This is a genomic window from Mycobacterium scrofulaceum (assembly GCF_001667885.1).
In the GTDB taxonomy this organism is placed as follows: Bacteria; Actinomycetota; Actinomycetes; order Mycobacteriales; family Mycobacteriaceae; genus Mycobacterium; species Mycobacterium scrofulaceum_C.
In genome coordinates this window covers 74,829-92,544 of record NZ_LZJW01000132.1, presented here as the reverse complement: position 1 = coordinate 92,544, position 17,716 = coordinate 74,829, and the positions used below count along the sequence as shown (strand labels likewise).

At 64.8% G+C, this 17,716-nt stretch carries 18 protein-coding genes; 9 read left to right on the top strand and 9 right to left on the bottom strand.

What is annotated here, in order from left to right; all coding sequences use genetic code 11:
• The first annotated feature begins 54 nt into the window (after nt 1-54).
• The 3 genes from A5681_RS19295 (at nt 55) to A5681_RS19285 (ending at nt 2,596) form a co-directional block, all read left to right on the top strand.
• Nucleotides 55-903, top strand: a complete 849-nt coding sequence (locus A5681_RS19295) for an ABC transporter ATP-binding protein (protein WP_067278637.1) — start codon at nt 55-57, stop codon at nt 901-903.
• A complete protein-coding gene (locus tag A5681_RS19290) occupies nt 903-1,748 on the top strand; it encodes an ABC transporter permease (RefSeq protein ID WP_067278633.1) in 846 nt (281 codons plus the stop codon). The genes A5681_RS19295 and A5681_RS19290 overlap by 1 nt, the downstream gene beginning before the upstream one ends.
• A 65-nt stretch (nt 1,749-1,813) precedes the next feature.
• The gene (locus A5681_RS19285) at nt 1,814-2,596 is read left to right on the top strand and encodes an SDR family oxidoreductase (RefSeq protein ID WP_067278629.1); all 783 of its coding nucleotides are present in this window, start codon (nt 1,814-1,816) and stop codon (nt 2,594-2,596) included.
• Here the strand turns inward: A5681_RS19285 and A5681_RS19280 are convergent.
• The 4 genes from A5681_RS19280 to A5681_RS19265 form a co-directional block, all read right to left on the bottom strand.
• Entirely contained in the window at nt 2,589-5,504 is a 2,916-nt protein-coding gene (locus A5681_RS19280; RefSeq protein ID WP_067278625.1) for an RND family transporter, read from the bottom strand. The two genes, A5681_RS19285 and A5681_RS19280, sit on opposite strands and share 8 nt — an antisense overlap.
• On the bottom strand, nt 5,501-5,935 hold the full coding sequence (locus tag A5681_RS19275) for an MmpS family transport accessory protein (RefSeq protein ID WP_197498653.1): 435 nt from the start codon (nt 5,933-5,935) through the stop codon (nt 5,501-5,503). The genes A5681_RS19280 and A5681_RS19275 overlap by 4 nt, the downstream gene beginning before the upstream one ends.
• 256 nt (nt 5,936-6,191) lie before the next feature.
• Nucleotides 6,192-6,809, bottom strand: a complete 618-nt coding sequence (locus A5681_RS19270; RefSeq protein WP_067278621.1) for a TetR/AcrR family transcriptional regulator — start codon at nt 6,807-6,809, stop codon at nt 6,192-6,194.
• Between the two features lie 138 nt (nt 6,810-6,947).
• The gene (locus tag A5681_RS19265; protein WP_067278618.1) at nt 6,948-7,877 is read right to left on the bottom strand and encodes an alpha/beta hydrolase; all 930 of its coding nucleotides are present in this window, start codon (nt 7,875-7,877) and stop codon (nt 6,948-6,950) included.
• A 139-nt stretch (nt 7,878-8,016) separates the two neighbouring features.
• Between A5681_RS19265 and A5681_RS19260 the strand changes: the two genes are divergently transcribed.
• From A5681_RS19260 to A5681_RS19250, 3 genes are all read left to right on the top strand, one after another.
• The gene (locus A5681_RS19260) at nt 8,017-9,384 is read left to right on the top strand and encodes an aldehyde dehydrogenase family protein (protein WP_419866339.1); all 1,368 of its coding nucleotides are present in this window, start codon (nt 8,017-8,019) and stop codon (nt 9,382-9,384) included.
• A gap of 146 nt (nt 9,385-9,530) precedes the next feature.
• Nucleotides 9,531-10,538 (top strand): CobW family GTP-binding protein, encoded by a 1,008-nt coding sequence (locus tag A5681_RS19255; protein WP_067278615.1) that lies wholly within the window; start codon nt 9,531-9,533, stop codon nt 10,536-10,538.
• A gap of 329 nt (nt 10,539-10,867) precedes the next feature.
• A complete protein-coding gene (locus A5681_RS19250) occupies nt 10,868-11,098 on the top strand; it encodes a DUF6400 family protein (protein WP_231996362.1) in 231 nt (76 codons plus the stop codon).
• A gap of 950 nt (nt 11,099-12,048) precedes the next feature.
• On the opposite strand, the gene A5681_RS19245 is transcribed toward A5681_RS19250, so the two are convergent.
• The 3 genes from A5681_RS19245 to A5681_RS26695 all read right to left on the bottom strand — a co-directional run bounded on the left by A5681_RS19245 (nt 12,049) and on the right by A5681_RS26695 (nt 14,724).
• Complete coding sequence (locus A5681_RS19245) at nt 12,049-13,359, bottom strand: lipase family protein (protein ID WP_067278610.1); 1,311 nt, start codon at nt 13,357-13,359, stop codon at nt 12,049-12,051.
• A 162-nt stretch (nt 13,360-13,521) separates the two neighbouring features.
• The gene (locus A5681_RS19240) at nt 13,522-14,106 is read right to left on the bottom strand and encodes a sensor domain-containing protein (protein ID WP_269454970.1); all 585 of its coding nucleotides are present in this window, start codon (nt 14,104-14,106) and stop codon (nt 13,522-13,524) included.
• Nucleotides 14,107-14,418: 312 nt separating this feature from the next.
• Entirely contained in the window at nt 14,419-14,724 is a 306-nt protein-coding gene (locus tag A5681_RS26695) for a lipoprotein LpqH (protein WP_231996370.1), read from the bottom strand.
• Between A5681_RS26695 and A5681_RS27825 the strand changes: the two genes are divergently transcribed.
• Nucleotides 14,657-14,968 (top strand): hypothetical protein, encoded by a 312-nt coding sequence (locus A5681_RS27825; RefSeq protein ID WP_231996374.1) that lies wholly within the window; start codon nt 14,657-14,659, stop codon nt 14,966-14,968. The two genes, A5681_RS26695 and A5681_RS27825, sit on opposite strands and share 68 nt — an antisense overlap.
• 48 nt (nt 14,969-15,016) lie before the next feature.
• Here the strand turns inward: A5681_RS27825 and A5681_RS19230 are convergent, their stop codons facing one another.
• Entirely contained in the window at nt 15,017-15,340 is a 324-nt protein-coding gene (locus A5681_RS19230; protein WP_231996360.1) for a hypothetical protein, read from the bottom strand.
• 264 nt (nt 15,341-15,604) lie between these two features.
• Between A5681_RS19230 and A5681_RS19225 the strand changes: the two genes are divergently transcribed.
• Entirely contained in the window at nt 15,605-15,952 is a 348-nt protein-coding gene (locus A5681_RS19225) for a hypothetical protein (protein WP_067278601.1), read from the top strand.
• Nucleotides 15,953-16,004: 52 nt separating this feature from the next.
• A complete protein-coding gene (locus A5681_RS19220; protein ID WP_231996359.1) occupies nt 16,005-16,493 on the top strand; it encodes a hypothetical protein in 489 nt (162 codons plus the stop codon).
• Between the two features lie 32 nt (nt 16,494-16,525).
• Here A5681_RS19220 and A5681_RS19215 read toward each other — a convergent pair whose 3' ends face one another.
• A complete protein-coding gene (locus tag A5681_RS19215; protein ID WP_067278596.1) occupies nt 16,526-17,461 on the bottom strand; it encodes an SAM-dependent methyltransferase in 936 nt (311 codons plus the stop codon).
• Nucleotides 17,462-17,716 lie beyond the last annotated feature (255 nt).

Here is a 17,716-nt window from a genome sequence, read left to right as displayed (position 1 = left end):
GCGCCGTCGGCGCGACCCGAGCGGCTGGCTGAGAAGCCTGAGCCAACCGCGGAGATGGCTCCGGAGCCGTCTGCCGCCGTGCACGTTCGAGGTTTGTCAAAGGCCTACGGGCACTTGTCGGCGGTGCGCGATGTGGACCTGGACGTCGGCCATGGCGAGATCTTCGCCATCCTCGGCCCCAACGGCGCGGGAAAGTCGACGACGATCGAAATCCTCGAGGGCCATCGACAACGGGACGCCGGCTACGTGCGGGTGTTGGGTGAGGATCCGGGAACCGCCGGCCGCAGCTGGCGCGCCAAGATCGGCATCGTGTTGCAAGAAGTCAGCGACGCGGGGATGCTGACCGTGGCGGAAACCGTCGGGATGCTGACGAAATGCTATGGGAGGGCGCGTAATCCGGGGGAGACCCTTGAACTCGTCGGGCTGTCCTCGGTGGCCGATTCTAGGGTGAGGACGCTGTCGGGTGGGCAGCGTCGTCGCCTGGACGTCGCGCTCGGCATCATCGGCATGCCCGAATTGCTCTTCCTGGACGAACCGACGACCGGTTTCGATCCCGACGCCCGGCGACGATTCTGGGATCTCATCAGATTGCTGGCGAGCGATGGCACGACCATCCTGTTGACGACCCACTACCTGGAAGAGGCCGCCGCACTGGCGGACCGGGTCGCAGTCCTGGCCGGCGGCAGGGTGGTGGCGGTCGACTCACCGGCAAAACTGACCGAGTACGTCAGTTCCGCCGCTACGGTCCGGTGGGTGGAGGCGGGCCGTGTCCACGTGCAGCAGACGGACCGCCCGACCGACTTGATCAGGCAGCGGTCGAAGGACGGGGCAGAACTGGCCCAGCTGACGGTTTCTCGCCCGACGCTCGAAGACGCCTACCTGCAGCTGATCGGCGAGACGTGATGGGCATCGACCAAGTGCGCAGTCCAGCACCGCAGCGCCACGGTGAGGCGGCGCTCCCGAGTCCGCTTCGCATCGGGGTGTCGAGGATCGTGCCCGAGCTGAAAATGTTCTACCGGCGGCCGGAGCAATTGGTTCTCACGTTTTCGATGCCTGCTGTGATCGGCATCCTGTTGGGTTCGATCTTCTCGACGAAGATGCCGCATAGCGACACCAGCACCGGCGCCGTTCTCGCGGCGAGCATTCTCGCATACGGGATCCTGTCCACCTCCTTCATCAACCTCGGTATCAGCGTTGCCGCCGACCGTGAGAGCGGCGCACTGCGACGGCTCCGGGGGACGCCAACGACCGCGTCGTCGTATTTCGTCGGAAAGATCGCCCTGGTTGCCGTCGCCAGCCTGGCCGAGGCCGTCGTTCTGCTATCGGTGGGTGTGCTCGTCTTCAAACTTCATCTGCCGACGGATGCCTTCGGATGGTTCACCCTGACCTGGGTATTCCTCATGGGCATCGTCAGCTGTTCGTTGCTAGGCATTTTCGTCAGCAATTTCGCAAGCACCGCGGTTTCAGCGGCGGTGATAACCAACGGACCGGGGGTTGCCCTGCAATTCGTGTCGGGCACGTACGTTCCGCTGGCCGCGTTGCCGGCGTGGATGTTGACCCTAGGCTCCATTTTCCCGGTGAAGTGGATGGCCCAAGGGTTCCGATCGGTGCTCCTGCCGCCCAACATGGCTGCCTTCGAGCCGGCCGGCAGCTGGGAGCACTGGCCGACGTTTGTCGTGCTGACCGCGTGGAGCGTGGGCGGGCTGATCGCCTGCCTGATGGTTTTCCGGTGGTCGGACAAAAAATAGGCCAATGGCCATACGTTGACTCCTGTACGTATGGTGCTTAGGACTCACACGACAGGAGAATCGCAGTGGCAGAACGGTTGGCGGGCAAGGTCGCGTTGATCAGCGGCGGCGCGCGGGGGATGGGGGCCTCACACGTGCGAACACTGGTGGCCGAGGGGGCCAAGGTGGTGTTCGGTGACATCCTCGACGACGAGGGCAAGGCGGTGGCGGACGAGGTCGGTGACGCGGCCCGCTATCTGCACCTCGACGTGACGAAGCCCGAGGACTGGGACGCGGCGGTGGCCACCGCGCTCAGCGAGTTCGGCCATCTCGACGTGCTCGTCAACAACGCGGGCATCATCAACATCGGCACGTTCGAGGACTACGCGCTCTCGGAGTGGCAGCGCATCCTCGACATCAACCTGACGGGTGTGTTCCTGGGCATCCGCGCCGTGGTGAAGCCGATGAAGGAAGCCGGGCGCGGGTCGATCATCAACATCTCCTCCATCGAGGGCATCGCCGGCACCATCGCCTGCCACGGCTACACCGCAACGAAGTTCGCCGTCCGCGGGCTGACCAAGTCGGCCGCACTTGAGCTCGGGCCCAGCGGAATCCGGGTGAACTCGATCCATCCGGGGCTGATCAAGACGCCGATGACCGAGTGGGTCCCCGAAGACATCTTCCAGACCGCGTTGGGCCGGATCGCCCAACCCAAAGAGGTCTCCAACCTCGTCGTCTACCTGGCCAGCGACGAGTCGAGCTATTCGACCGGATCGGAGTTCGTCGTCGACGGCGGCACCACCGCCGGCCTGGGCCACAAGGACTTCTCCGCGGTCGACACCGGCGGGCAACCGGAGTGGGTTACCTAGCGGGAGCCAATGATTCGGTCTCCTCGGCTGCCTTCTGGTCACTCGGCTTGGGCCACGGCGACGGAACCGGGCGTTGCCGCACCCGTTGCGGCCACCAGAACCACTTGCCCAGCAACGCGGCGATGGACGGCGTCATGAGAGACCGTACGACCAGGGTGTCGAACAGTAGACCCAATCCGATGGTGGTACCGACCTGGCCGATGACCGTCAGCTCACTGACCGCCATCGTCATCATCGTGAAGGCGAACACCAGTCCCGCCGAGGTGACGACCGAACCCGTGCCGCCCATCGATCGGATGATCCCGGTGTTCAGGCCGGCGTAGATCTCCTCCTTGAACCGCGCCACCAACAGCAGGTTGTAGTCCGCGCCGACGGCCAGCAGGATGATGACCGACATTGCGAGCACCATCCAGTGCAGCTCGATGCCGATGAGGTGTTGCCAGATCAGCACCGACAGGCCGAACGATGCGCCCAGCGAGAGCAGGACGGTGCCCACGATGACCGCCGACGCCACCACGCCCCTGGTGATGAGCAGCATGATGATGAAAATCAAGCACAGGGAAGAGATTCCGGCGATCAGCAGGTCGTAGGTGTTGCCGTCACTGAGGTCTTTGTAGATCGACGCCGTGCCCGCGAGATAGATCTTCGAGCCCTCGAGCGGCGTGCCCTTGAGCGCTTCGTAGGCGGCCTTCTTGATGGCACCGATGTGCGAAATGCCTTCCTGCGACATCGGATCGCCGTCATGGCTGATGATGAAGCGCACGGCGTGGCCGTCGGGGGAGATAAAGTTCTTCATCCCCTTCTTGAACTCGGCGTTGTTGAAGGTCTCCGGCGGCAGGTAGAACGAGTCGTCGTTCTTGGACGCATCGAACGCCTTACCCATGGCGTTGGAGTTCTTCTGCGCCTCGTTCTGCTGGTCCTGCAAACCCTTCTGGGTCGAATACATGGTCAGCATCGTCGTTTTCATGGCCTTCATGTTTTCGATCATCGACGGCATCAGCGCCACCATCTGGGGCATCAGCGTGTCCAGATGGTCCATGATCGGCAGCAGGCTCTCGATGTCGTCGGTCATGATGTCGATGCCGTCCAAGCCGTCGAAAACCGAACGAAGCGACCAGCAGACCGGGATGTCGTAGCAGTGCCGTTCCCAGTAGAGGTAGCTGCGGATCGGCCGGAAGAAGTCCTCGAAATCGGCCATGTGCTGGCGCAATTCGTTGATGTCGATGGTCATGTCGTGCATCTTCTTGACCATCTGATGCATGTCCTCGGACATTTGCACGGTGATGCTTTGCATCTTGGTCATGCTGTCGATGGTCGTCTGCATCATGTCGGCCTGGTGCAGCATGTCGGCCATCTGATCTTCCTGGTACTTCTGGTTCATCTGCTGGGTGACGCCCTGCATGCTGATTTGGAACGGGATCGAGGTGTGCTCGATCGGCGTGCCCTGCGGCCGGGTGATGGCCTGCACGCGGCCGATTCCGGGCACGCGGAAGACCGTCTTGGCGATCTTGTCGATCACCAGGAAGTCGGCGGAGTTGCGCAGATCGTGGTCGCTTTCGATCATCAGCACTTCGGGGTTCATCCGCGCCTGCGAGAAGTGCCGATCCGCGGCCGCGTAACCCTCGTTGGCCGGCAGATCGGCCGGCAGGTAGTTGCGGTCGTTGTAGTTGGTGCGGTATCCGGGCAGCGTCAGCAAGCCCACGAGGGCGATCCCGATAGTCAGGACCAGGATCGGTCCGGGCCAACGGACCACGATGGCGCCGATCTTGCGCCAGCCGCGAATGCGTTGTGTGCGGCGGGGTTCGAGCGTCCTACGGAAGCGGGTCGCCACCGAAATCACCGCGGGCCCAAGCGTGAGCGCCGCGGCCACGACGACCACCATGCCGATCGCCAGTGGTATGCCGAGCGTCTGGAAGTAGGGCAGGTTGGTGAAGTGCAGGCAGAAGGTCGCGCCGGCAATAGTCAGACCCGACCCGAGCACCACGTGCGCGGTGCCCTTGTACATCGTGTAGTACGCGTCTTCACGCGACTCGCCGACCGCGCGGGCCTCTTGATATCGCCCGATTAAGAAGATCGCATAGTCGGTGGCGGCCGCGATCGCCAACGTGACCAATAGGTTCGTGGCGAACGTGGAGAGTCCAATGATCTTGTAGTAACCCAAGAACGCGACCATTCCTCGCGCGGCCGAGAGCTCGAGGACCACCATCACCAGTGTGAGCAGCACGGTGACGACCGACCGGTAGACCAGTAGCAGCATGCCGATGATCACCGTGAACGTCGCCGCCGTGATGAGCTGCAGGCTACGGTCGCCTGCCGTGTGCTGATCCGCCGACAGCGCCGCGGGCCCCGTGACGTACGCCTTCACCCCGTGCGGCGGAGTAACGCTCTTGACGATGCTCTGCACCGACTCGACCGATTCGTTGGCGAGGGCTTCACCCTGATTACCGGCCAAATACACCTGGACGTAGGCGGCCTTGCCATCGTTGCTCTGGGCGCCCGCCCCGGTCAGCGGATCACTCCACATGTCCTGAACGTGCTCGACATGCTTCTTGTCCGCGTCGAGCTTCCTGACAATCTCGTCGTAGTAGGTGTGGGCATCGGCGCCGAGGGGATTCTGTCCCTCGAGCACGATCATCACCGAGCTGTTCGACTTGTACTCGTTGAAGATCGCGCCCATGCGCTTGGTCGCGACGACCGACTGCGCGTCGTCGGGAGTCATCTCCACCGAGCGCATCTTGCCGACCTCGTCCAGCTGGGGGACGACGACGTTGAGCACCGCGATGAGGGCGATCCAGCCCAGAATGATCGGCACGGCGAACGTTCGGATGATCCGTGGAATCTTTTCCCGCACCGGTTCGTCGGCCACGGGAATCGTGTCGGTGCGGGCGTCATCGAAGTGTGCGCTCATGCGGATTTCACCAAGCAGAAGGTCAGGGCGTGCACGCCGTTGGTTTGGTTTTCGGCCTTGACTTCGTCGTCGATGGTGATGCGACAACCCAAAGAATTACCGTCGCTTTGGGCCGACAGGTTCGGGAAGACCGATGGGGCAGTCGTGCTGAGCACCAGCGTCCAGGGCAAGGGCGCGCCGTCGACCCGCTTCGGGTCGGCGGACAAGTCCAAGTAGTTCACGTTGGCTGTGCTGGCCGTGCCGAACACCTCATACTTGACGACCTTCGGTTTGAACGGCTTGGAATCGTCCAGCCGTGGGCTCGTCATGATGCCCGTGTCGTGGGCGCCGAAGAACGACTTGACCCGGGTCACGGCGAAGCCACCGACCACCAGGACCGCGACGATCAGCAGCGGCAACCATGCGTTACGCACAACCTTCGAGATCTGCACCTAGGGAATTCCCTTCCTCATCACCCGATCGTGATGTGGTCAGTCGTGCGCGACGGCTTACGTTGCGCCGCAACGGTTTCGGCGGTCGCCTCGGTTCGTACAGGTTCGATGGTCTTCAGGTGCGGCATCCCGAAGACTCGCCCCGGTGCGACACGTGCCGTGTGACGCGAAAGCGTTCTCGAGTACCGCAAAGAGAGCATAGTACATACTGTGCATTTGTTGCACACCATGCAACGATTGCGCTCGGTGTTTCAGGTCACTCGGTGAAGATGCTGTTGACGAGCGCGGCGGCGCGCTCCACGTAGGGCATCGGCGTGTCGTCGGGATCTCCCTCGCCCCTCGACCACCGCTCGATGCCGGAGCGCACCGCGGTCAGCGCCAGTGCGGCGATCAGCGCGACGATCTCGTCGTCGGGTCGCATGCCCTGGCGGCGGGCGATGACGTCGGTCAAGTGAGTTTGAAACCGTTCCAGATCGGCGAGGAATGCAGCCAACACCGCCGGCGAGGTTTTGGCGAGCTCGAGCATATGCGCCGCGTGTTCGCGGCGCGGAGGCACGTCGCGAAGATGGTGGGCGGCGAGCGTGATCAGCTCCGCAAGCACAACCGAGTACGGGGCCGGGCCCGCGGCGACGAAATCCGCTACCAGTTCGGGGGGTATGTCGGACGGACCGTAGGCGATCGCCGACTCTTTGTTCGGGAAGTAATTGAAGAAGGTGCGCGTCGAGATACCGGCTTCGGCGCAGATCTCGTCGATGGTGACCTTGTCGTAGCCGCGTTCCACCGTGAGGCGCACCGCGGCGTCGCGGATGTCCGCGCTCGTTTGGCGGCGACGGCGCTCGCGTAGACCCATCTGGTTGACGACCACGGCGTCCATAGTTGCACATTCTGCACATTTTGCAGTCAAAAGTGCGGCATTGGCTCGCCCGAGCACGTGCGGACGTTGCGTCGCCCGCTAGACGCCTGGGTGAAATGTGTTCGTAGACAGCCTCTCCGGCATTCGCAACCGCGCGGACTATGCCACGGACGCGGCGAGGGCGTCCCGAAGGTGATCGCACTGGCTGGCGAAGAACTTCACCGACACGGGCGCCTTTTCTACGATCTGGTCGAAGGCGTGAAAGGCGCCGGGGGCGATCTCCTCGTGCACGGCGACCCCCGCCTCACGCAAGCGCCGCGCGTATTGCAGGCACTCCTCGTAGAACAGGTCCAACGTTCCGACCCCGATCCATGCCGGCGGCAGTCCGGACAAATCGTCCCGTCGCGCCGGGGCCGCCTCCTGGGCGTCGGCGCCGCCGAGATACCAGCGCCACGCCAATTGGTTGTCGGTCTCGGCCCACATGATGCGCCGCTGACCGCTGGGTTCGGCGCCCGTTCGATCGTCGAGCATGGGATACACGAGCATCTGAAAGGCGAGTTCGACTTCGCCGCGGTCGTGAGCCAATTGCGCCACCGCGGCCGCGAACAGCCCGCCGGCGCTGGCCCCGCCGATGGCGAGTCGGTCCGGGTCCACCCACGGTTGGCGCGCGAGCCACCGCAGCGCCGCGTAACAGTCCTCGACCGGAACCGGATACGGATTCTCGGGGGCCACGCGATGTTCCACCGCCGCGATCGCGACACCGGTGCGAGTCGACAGCTTGCGCAGAAACTTGTCGTCCTGCGCGGCGCGACCCATGATCGTCCCGCCGCCGTGCACCCACAACATGGCCGGCGCGCGGTCGGGAAGATCGACCGGACGATGCAGACGAACCGTGACGTGCTCGTTGACCGCCGCTTCGGGCACGTCGCGCAGCCGCCCCTGGGCCCCGATGAAGTTCATGATCGCCCGCTGGACTTTCAGCCCACGCTGGAGCGAATACCCACGCGGAAGGAATCGGGCAGCTTTGCGCAGGCCGGGGTCCACCGCCCGCGAGGACGTAAAGGCGTTGTCGGGTAACCGTTTTGCCATCGAAGCCTGTTATCCCTTTCGCCGGCGGACACGCCGACCATACCGGATCGGCACAGTGTTCCGAGGCTTCTTCACCGCGCTGACCAGCGATTCTTGACGGCGGCTGATTGATCGGGCCGGCGACAGGGTATCCGCTGGCGTGGCTTCGACCCTTACCAAAATCATCAGCGTCCTGGATCCCCGCACCGGCGACACCGTCACCCAGGTGCCGATCACCGAGCCGGCCGACTGTGATGAAGCGGTCAGTCGCGCGGCGGCCGCCGCCAACGACTGGGCCCGCACATCGCCGGCGGAACGTGCCGCCGCCGTCGCGGCCGCGGCGGCCGACGTCCGGGCCGCGGCCGACGAACTCGCCGAACTGAACGAGCGGGAGACCGGCAAGCTGGCCGCCGACGCGCGCGGCGGGGCGGACGCGGGCATCGACACGCTTCTTCAGTACGCCCAACTCGGCCCGCTGCACCGCGGCCACACCCTGCAGGGTGGCTGGTCGGCAACCGACGTGATGGTTCCCCAGCCGCGCGGCGTGGTTGCGGTGATCACGCCATGGAACGATCCGGTGGCGGTCGCGGCCGGACTGCTCGGCGCGGCCCTGGTGACCGGAAACACCGTGGTGCACAAGCCCAGCGAGCGCAGCCCCCAGACCGGGCGGCGGTTCGCGGAACTGCTGGCGGCCAGGCTGCCCGCCGGCGTCCTCGAGATCGTGGACGGCGACGGCACCGTCGGGGAACGGTTGGCGGGCGCGGAGCTGGTCGATGTCGTCGCGCACGTGGGCAGCAGCGCGACTGGCCGAGAGATCGCGCGGGCGTGCGCCGAGCGGGGTGCCAAGGCCCTGCTGGAGAACGGCGGAAACGATCCCTTGATCGTCGACGGCGACGTGGATCCGGCTTGGGCGGCCGGCCAGACGGCATTGGGTGCCTTCGCGAACGCCGGGCAGATCTGCGTTTCGGTGGAGCGGGTCTATGTCGTGCAATCGATCGCCGATGCGTTCCTCAACGCGCTGATCGACGAGGCGATCGCGTGGGCCGACCGCATCGGACCGCTGGTCGACGATCGCCATCGCGAGCATGTGCATGGGCATGTCGAAGACGCCACCCGCGCTGGGGCCCACGTTCTGGTCGGCGGCGAGCCGCGACCCGGTCCGGGTACGTTCTACCCGCCGACGGTGTTGACCGACTGCACGCCCGACATGCTCGTCATGCGGGAGGAAACGTTCGGTCCGATCGCGCCGGTACGCGTGGTGCCGGACTTCGCCGCCGCGTTGGCCGAAGCCGCCGATGACCGGTACGGCCTGGCGGCCACCGTTCTGACCGGCAGCATGGCGCACGCCCAGGAGGCGTGGCGCAGCCTTCCCGTCGGCACCGTCAAGATCAACGACGTCTTCGGCGGCGCGCCGGGCGGAGCCTCCGAACCCGGCCGCGCGAGCGGCACGGGCTTCGGCTTTGGGCCGGAGCTACTCGACGAGATGACCGCCATGAAGGTGGTGCACTGGTCGGCGCCCGGCGGCTGACCGGACGACCGGCTAGGCGTCGATGTCAGCCTCGCCGTCTCGAACGTATTTGCCGGCAACGCTGGACTACGATTCGGCGCCGAGCACACCGATCAAGCTGCCCCGGTTAGCATCGGGTGTCCGGACGTCGATGTGGAGGGTGAAGCGTGGCCGCGGTACCCGTCATCGCGCTCACTGGTCATCTCGGAGCCGGCAAGACGACGTTGCTCAACCACCTGTTACGTCATCCTCGCACGCGAATCGGTGTGGTGGTCAACGACTTCGGCGACATCAACATCGACGCCGCCTTGGTGGCCGGCCAGGTCGACGAGCCGGCGTCGATCGCCGGAGGATGCATTTGTTGCCTACCCGACGGCGGTGGGCTCGACGACGCACTCATCAAGCTGGCTAACCCGGCTCGGCGCCTCGATGCCATCGTCGTCGAGGCGAGCGGACTAGCCGACCCAGTGGCTATCGCGCGGATCATCGGTTTCAGTGAGATCCGCGGGATTCGCCCGGGCGGGCTTGTCGACGTCGTCGACGCCGTGAACCACTTCGACACCGTCGACTGCGGCGCCCTGCCGCCGGTGCGCTACGGCGCGGCGTCGCTGATCGTCGTCAACAAGCTCGACCAGGTGCCCGAGGGCGAGCGGGCGGCGATGGTGCAACGCGTCACACAGCGTGCCGCGCAACGCAACCCGCGCGTACATGTCGTGGCGACGACGGGTGGCCGGATAGCCCCGGAGCTACTCTTCGATGCGTCCGCCACGTCCGGCCAAGTTGGGCAACTCTCGTTCCTGGATCTGGAGCCCGAGCATGACCATGACCACGTCCATGCCGACGCCGTCGCCGTCCGCAGCTCGGGATGCGTCGACCCCGATGCCCTGTTCGACCTTCTCGAAGATCCGCCGCCACAGGTGTTCAGGCTGAAAGGGATCGTGGCCGTGCGCCACCGCGCGACCGTCCATGGCTATGTCGTCAATCTGGTAGGAAGCGCAATCCACATCGGGCCTGCGCCGCGGGGGGTCACCGCCAATCGCCTTGTCGCGATCGGAATGGATCTCGACGTCGATGCTGTCCGTGCGCGAGTCGACAGCGCGCTGCAGCCTGCCCCGGGGCGGGCGTCGGCACAGGCCCTGCGGCGGCTTGACCGCTACCTGCGCCTGAGTGCGTGAGAAACGATCCGCCTGAATCCGCTCGAGATCGTGGCCTGCCGACGAGGGATAACTCGTCAATCATCCTGCACTGCAGCAACATTCGTCACGGTGACGTATTGCCCGTGACGGGCCGGATGTGGGGGACAGGGGTCCGAGGGCCGGCTCCGGGACCGGTGGCAGCCCGACGGCCGCGTCGTCACGGCGTGGCTTGTCGGGTTCTCGGTGCCGCACGCGCCGGAGTCGGTGTGACCAACGTCAAGCGACAATGGTGACCCAGTTCATAGCCTGAGGGCCGCTAATTAGGCCATCCTTACCGTTCGTTTGCATATCTAATGGCTGGGAGCGCGATGGCCGACCTCGACTTTGGCTACGACCTGACCCTCGACGAGGCGCGCAGACGCAGCGCAATGCTCGAAGCGACGGGTGACGACTGGGACCCTGTCGCGGTGCTTGAAGGGGAACAAAAGGCATACGAAATGCTGTATTCGAATCTCGATGAGGAGCAGCAGCGGGTCTACGACGAGTTGGTCCGCGCCGGCGTGTTGCCCGAACGGACGATTGCTCGTGCTACCGATTGATCCGACGGCCGACCGTGGCCGGCGTGCATGGCTGCCGTGTCCGCGCTGCGATCACCGCACCAGGTGTGGCGATTGTCGAAGCACCCGCAACTGCGATACGCACTGGCAGTATCTCCTGAGCAACAGGGGCACGCTGGTTCATCTGCAGTGCTCGGATTGCGGCCATCTCTGGTCGACCGACACGCATCGCAACGCGGCCCGCAAGCGCTGGGGTCACAAATCGAACTGACCTCCCGACGGGTGGGATGGGGTAATTCGTCACGGTGACGCATTGGGGAGGTCCTTGGCGGGGAAGCGGGGATCCGGGGTTCGTCGCTTCACGCCATTGAGCGTGCGCCCATGGCGGCACTTGTCGGCGTGTCGTCGCCGTGAGTGCACGCTCGAAGCCCTCTCACCGGTGCGCGGTTCGCGGGCCGGCCGGATGCTTTCATGCATGCTTCGTGCCGGTGAGTGACGCAATACCGCTGAGCCCCATGTGATTTCGTCACGGTGACGTTTTGGGGCCGGGTAGGCGGAAGCCGGGATCGGGGGTGTCGGCTCCAAAACTTCTGCAACTCGGCGCTCGTCGAGTGTGCGCCTATGGTGGCGCCGATCGGCGTGTCGCCGCCGTAGACGCACACTCGATGCCCTGAACGCACACCCGATTAGGTAACCGAGGGGTATGGGCGCGCACGTTGGCCGGCGGCCGGCTCGACCAGGTAGTCGCAGGTCGGAACCCGCAAGGAGCCACTCTTGTTCACGACCGGCCTATTCCGTTGTGCCGATAAGCGACATTATGTCAAGTAAAGTACGCGTCTGCATGGGAGGAATCCTCTACCCCCGTGCGTGACGCTTCTCAACCCAGCCGCCGAGTGGGTGGCTCAACGCAGGCATTGTCGAATTTCGCCCAACCAGATGCCGATGAACGCGCGATTCCCTTAACCGCGGTTAATTCCGCGCATCGGTTGACGTTAGACAGACCGTCCGAGAATGACTTTAGCCGTGATGACGCCGAGCTTCGCCATGCCCAGATACGTCGACGGGTTGAAGATCGTCGGCCAGACGGTACGTGTCTTGTGCTCACTGGTCGGCCGGGCGGTAAATCGGTCGTCGAGCCAGCGCAAGGTCATCGGCGCTGAAAGTGGGTGCAACAGTAGGTGACCGCAGAACCGGTCGCGGTGGTAGGTGACTGCTGCGCCGAGGCGTTCGTACTCCGCGACCAGTGCATCAACATCATCGACGCTGATTATCCCGTCGTGCACCGCCTGAACTACCAACACTGGCGGTTCGGGTTTGGACTTGCCAAGCTTCGTTTCCTCAAAGATGTGGCGCACTTCCGGTAAGTCCCAGAGGTCGTCGGCGGTCATGTCGACGTAGGAGCCGATATCCGCGTTGCGAAGCCGCCACACCGCCTGGGCCGTCGTCATCGTCTGCAATTCGTCGAGCAGCGCTTTGCCGTCGTCGTTCGCGTGTTCGTCAACGACTCTCTGTGCGTCCGGGAAGACCTGGATCAACGCCGAAATCATCAGCGCCGCCAGACCGGCGAAGAAACCGTGGTTGAGCCGGCGCGCCACGCTTTCCGGGTCTCCGACGGGCGAACCAAGAACGGCGCCAACGATATTCAGCTCCGGTGCATAGCGCTGACACACTTCAGCGGCCCACGCCGACGCCAGGCCGCCACCGGAATACCCCCAGAGAGCGAGCGGTGCCGACGGTGACAATGCCAGACGCTGGCAGCGCATCGCGGCACGCAGACCGTCCAATATCCGGTATCCCGGCTCGACGGGCGCGCCCCACATGCCGTGGCAGCCTTCATGGTCAGGTACAGAGACCGCCCACCCATTGGCCAAAGCCGCACTGACCAAGAGATACTCGGCTTGCGTGAACGCGCCGATCGTGCCGGCGCCCTGCCGCATCGCGTACGAGGGAAAACAACGCGGCGTGATGGCGTCGATCGCGCACTGGTAAGAGAGGACAGGGCAATCCCGCTGGGAATCGCGTTGCGCCGGGAGAAGCACAGTCGTGACGGCGACCTCGGGCTGCGCATGCAGGTTGGTGGTGCGGTACAGCAGTTGCGTGGCAGTCACGGGTTGGCGAATACGGCCGAGAAACCCGATCTCCACGTCGCGTGAGCGGAGAACGGTACCGGGTTCGGCGTGCTCATAGTCGACCGGCGCCCGGTAGAACGGGTCCTCGTCGGGGTCGATAAGGCGTTCGCCATTGCGAAGCACGTGGTGTGGCGCGCCGGCGTCTACCACTGGGGTAGCGGAATAGCTATTCATCGGCGTGACAGACCCCCCTAGCAGCGTGGCTCACGATAGGTGATACCCACGGTACCGGTTTCCTAACCGGGTCACCGCGTCCACCGAGTTCTTTCTGGCGCTGTCGGGCATCGAACGCGCCGCTCTATTACGCGGCCGGGCGACCCGGCGCGTCGACAACGCTCAGAGGATCTTCTTTGCGATTTCTTTGGCGATCTGAACACCGCGGTCGCCGACATTTTCGGCGCAGGCGCTGATATCGACGACCACGTTATTGGAGGCCGTCAACGCTCGCTGGCACGCCCAGGATCCTCCACCTTCTTCCTGAACCCGCGTGATCGTCAAAACGCCGTCCTCGACGCGGGCCTTACTCAGCGTCCAGTAGTGCGCGACGGGATCTCCGGGGTCATGCAGATCGATGCGCCGGTCATCGCAGTTCGCCCAGCCCGTCACCTGGCCGGCGTAGAAGTCATGGGCGGCTAAGCCCGCCGGGAACGCCACCACCGCCTGGTAGGCAATATGGTCTGCGTTCTCGCGGCGGTCCTTCAGTTGCTGCACGCGCACACCCGTCCAGCCGCTGCCTTGGTAGGAGTAGTCCTGCGCCTCGGCCCAAACCAAACATCCATCGGCGAGGGGGCGATTGGTGTACATGGTGTCGCCGGAATCGACCACCTCCATCCGGGCGGACATGATCGAGCCAATTTCCGTCGGGCTGAGCAGCAATCCAGACAGCGCACTCGTTGGAAGCGGTTGAGGCGCATGACCCATCGTCGGAGCCGCGACCACCGTCCCGCCCACGGTCACCGTGCACCCGGTCGTCAGCGCGGACAGCGCCAGAACCGCTAATGCGTGCCGGCCTGTCAGCCCGCCCCCTCCCCTTGTCCTTCGCATCGGTCCCGTTAGCCGCCCAACTTCAATATTCGCTAAGTGCGAAGCGACCCCGAGCGCTTCTGATCCAACATTGTGCCCAGGCAATCATGCTGGTGTCAGGTTTTTACCCGGCCGCCGCATCTCCGACGGCCGGCCTTGGCGCAAGTCGATCCCGGTCCGTGGCAGGCAATGCGCGTCGGGCGAGAATGCTCAATGCGGGCAGGCTGCTCTAAACGTGAAATCACTGAGCTTGGTGTAGTCGTGAAGCTGTTTGATCTTGCCAGTCACCGTGTACTTGTCACCGTCTTGCGTCAGCGTCGGGGTCGGTGCTCCTCCGGTCGAAGTCGGCTCCCAGAAGTAGTCGACACCGTCGGCGCTGAAGTCGAGAGTTTCGACCTTGCCGCCCGCGGCGTCGACGATGACACTGTCGCCGGACTGCGTTTTGGCCGTGACGAGCACCGAGGCACCCATGCCGCGGCATTGGACGTCGTGGAGCGCGAAAACTCTGCCGGCCAACGTCAGTGAGTCGCTTTGCGCCGCCGCGGCACCGGCGGGTGTGGTTGTTGAGGTGACCGAGGCGCCCGCTTTAGATGGCGGCCGATGGCTGCAGGCCGTGGTCGGCGTGCTGGCGGCGAGGACGATGACCGCAACCGCAGCCCCGCTGGCAGACATTGATCTGGGCAAGGCTGAGAGCTGTCCTCTGCAAGAGCCATTCGCGAGTGAACTGCGCACCGACATTTCGGAAGCACCGGCAGCATAACGGATGTACCGCGAACAACGAGGCGGGGCCGCCCCCGACTTTCCACTACTACCCCATTGTCAAGATCGCGACTGCGGCGACGCCGATCATTGCCACGAGAGCTACCAGAATCACCGTGATCGCCGCGCGGACGATCTCCTCTTCGGTGGGTCGCCAGCGCGGCTTCAATTCGGCGAGAACGATGTCCCCCCGCCAGGGCATGGCGTTGACCCTGGCGATCGCCGAAGTGACGTCGTCATGCGCTTGGGACACGTCGTACTCGACTGGCTCGCGCGCGGCGATTGCGATCGTCATATCAGCCCCCAGACTCGCGGACGCCGATCGGCGTTGCTCCGATTCTCGTGAAATCAATGATACGAACGCGAAAATCACGATTGCGGTAACGATCCTTAACGTTCACAGCACGGAGTCGCGCTCCGCGCCAGTGCCCCACCTCGCCCGCGCCGGGCGGGACGGCAGTTCGACCGGGGCGGGCGCGCCGAGCCCCCACGCGGTGCGACCGCGGCGAGGACGACACCGCCGTCCAGCGGCCACCGCGACCGCTGGACAAGTTTGGGATCGGTAGCGGCTGCCGCGCTATTTACTTCCGCTTGAGAGCGGCTCATACTTCAGGCCGCCACCGAACGGAATAGGACCATGATGTTGCGACGAATCGTGCGACTGGCGACCACGGCCCTGGTGGCCGGCGGGTTGGGAATTGCGGGTCTCGGTCTCAGCGCGGGCACCGCCAACGCCGATGGCGGCCCCCACCGCTGGTGCCCGGGCGAGCCGCTGCCGCCGACCGGTAACCACGTCACCAATCCGGTCATTTGGGACAACAACATCTGCCACACCTACTACTACGTCTACTTCGGGCAGGGCAATGTCGCCCAAAACATTTGGGACGGCGACAACCCGCCGCCACCTCCTCCCCCGGCCCCGCCGGCACTCATCAATCGGGACAACTGCCAACAGATCCTGGGCATCTTCTGCCCCCACGCGTGACGGCGCGGGCCGCTATGCGCTGATCGGCCCGATCCTCGATTAGGTTGATCGAGTGGCCACAAACAGTCTCCGTTCACGCAAGGCCGCCCGGCGATTGCTGACGGTATGGTGCGTGGCCGTCGCCGCCGCGGGTCTGTTCGTCGCGTGGCGCATCGATCAGCGGGCGCAACCTTGTTGGAGTGTGCGGCAATTCATCGATTTCAACCGCGACATGCAGGCCTCGTTGAAGGCCAAGACGCGGTTCGCGCCGCCGGGCTCCTACGAACAGAACTCGGTACCCACTGATGCCGACTACCAGGCGTGGCTCGACGGACTCCAGCGACGGGCCGATCAGGTGACCGCGCCCGGCCTGTCGGCCCACGCGCAACGAGCCGCGGCGCTGGCCCGAGAATTCATGAAAGACGCCAACCAGATGAACGATGACCTAGGCAAACAAGACCCCATGAAAACGGAACTGCCGCCGTCGGCGAAAGCAGTGGCCCGCGTCAACCAGGAGTTCGGCGACGAGATGGCCGCCCTGGCACGCGCCTGCCCCAGCTGAGCGCCCGGCGAGTCCCGCTCCCCGCGATGCCTCTAACGGTCGACGCCCAGCGTCGACGTGTAGTAGTTGACGCCGTTCATCGTTTGTCGATCATCGCCGGCCCGTGCGATCGCCTCCAACCCGTAGCCGGCGAGCAGCCGGGCCATCGGCGTCGCGGCCGACGCCCACCCGAGCGCATCCAGGTACGCCCCGACGTCGTGGCGCTCGCCTTCGAACTGGACCACGTCGAAGTCGGGTTCGAAGCCGTGCTCGCGCCACTTGGCAGTGGCCTCGCGCATCCGTTGGCGCGCCGCGTCGGGGTCCATGTCGGCGGTATTCGGCACGGCCTCACTCCCGAGTCGGCTGCCCGGCGCGCTCAGGGCGGTGACCATATCGAGCAGCCGATCCTGGGCCGCTGGTGTCAGATAGCCGAATAGGCCTTCGGCAATCCATACCGTGGGCTTGTTGACGTCCAAACCCGTTGTAACCAGTGCCGTCGACCAGTCGTCGCGCAGGTCGATGGCGACCGTGCGTAGGTCAACTTTTGGCACGGCACCGAGCTTGGCCAGTGTGGTGGATTTGAACTCGATGACGGCCGGTTGATCGACCTCGAACACCGTCATCCCTGGAGGCCAATCCAGCCGGTAGGCGCGGGCGTCGAGGCCCGAGGCGAGGATCACGGCTTGACGGATGCCCGCTCCTGCGGCATCGGCACACAACTCGTCGAAGTACCGCGTGCGGGCCGCAATGGATGCGGGCATCTGCGCCAGGCCCCATGAGCTGCCCGCGACGTCGATATCCGAGGCGACGAGCTCGCCGGTAGCCCAGCGGGTCAGGAAGCTCACACCGACCGCGCGCACCAACTTCTCGGCAAAAGGATCATCGATATCCCCATCCCTGGTGGCGATGGCTCTCGCCGCCGCCGCCATCGTGGCCGTGGTTCCCACTCCGGTGGCCGGACCCCAGGTGTCGTCGTTGGGTGGTGTCATCGTGAACCTCCGAAAGTCGCTTGGATACAGTACAACCCGCGTCCTGGCGCCCCCAGCGGCGCCGCTGACGTTGCCGCCGTGACCCCACGCACGCGGTCATAGCCGTCTCCACAATGTGCACCAATCCATTTCGCAGCAACATCGATGTGCGTAGTTCCCACGCAAAGCGGTGTGAAGACACGCGACAGGTCGCAGCGGCCAAACTGTCGCAGACCTAGCAGGCAAAAAGATTTGGCTTGCGGTTGACTGTCATTC

Coding starts and splice junctions, on each gene's coding strand:
- A5681_RS19295 (WP_067278637.1), top strand. CDS start 55: ATGGCTCCGGAGCCGTCTGCCGCCGTGCACGTTCGAGGTTTGTCAAAG.
- A5681_RS19290 (WP_067278633.1), top strand. CDS start 903: ATGGGCATCGACCAAGTGCGCAGTCCAGCACCGCAGCGCCACGGTGAG.
- A5681_RS19280 (WP_067278625.1), bottom strand. CDS start 5,504: ATGAGCGCACACTTCGATGACGCCCGCACCGACACGATTCCCGTGGCC.
- A5681_RS19270 (WP_067278621.1), bottom strand. CDS start 6,809: ATGGACGCCGTGGTCGTCAACCAGATGGGTCTACGCGAGCGCCGTCGC.
- A5681_RS19265 (WP_067278618.1), bottom strand. CDS start 7,877: ATGGCAAAACGGTTACCCGACAACGCCTTTACGTCCTCGCGGGCGGTG.
- A5681_RS19250 (WP_231996362.1), top strand. CDS start 10,868: ATGGCCGACCTCGACTTTGGCTACGACCTGACCCTCGACGAGGCGCGC.
- A5681_RS19245 (WP_067278610.1), bottom strand. CDS start 13,359: ATGAATAGCTATTCCGCTACCCCAGTGGTAGACGCCGGCGCGCCACAC.
- A5681_RS19240 (WP_269454970.1), bottom strand. CDS start 14,106: ATGGGTCATGCGCCTCAACCGCTTCCAACGAGTGCGCTGTCTGGATTG.
- A5681_RS19225 (WP_067278601.1), top strand. CDS start 15,605: ATGATGTTGCGACGAATCGTGCGACTGGCGACCACGGCCCTGGTGGCC.
- A5681_RS19215 (WP_067278596.1), bottom strand. CDS start 17,461: ATGACACCACCCAACGACGACACCTGGGGTCCGGCCACCGGAGTGGGA.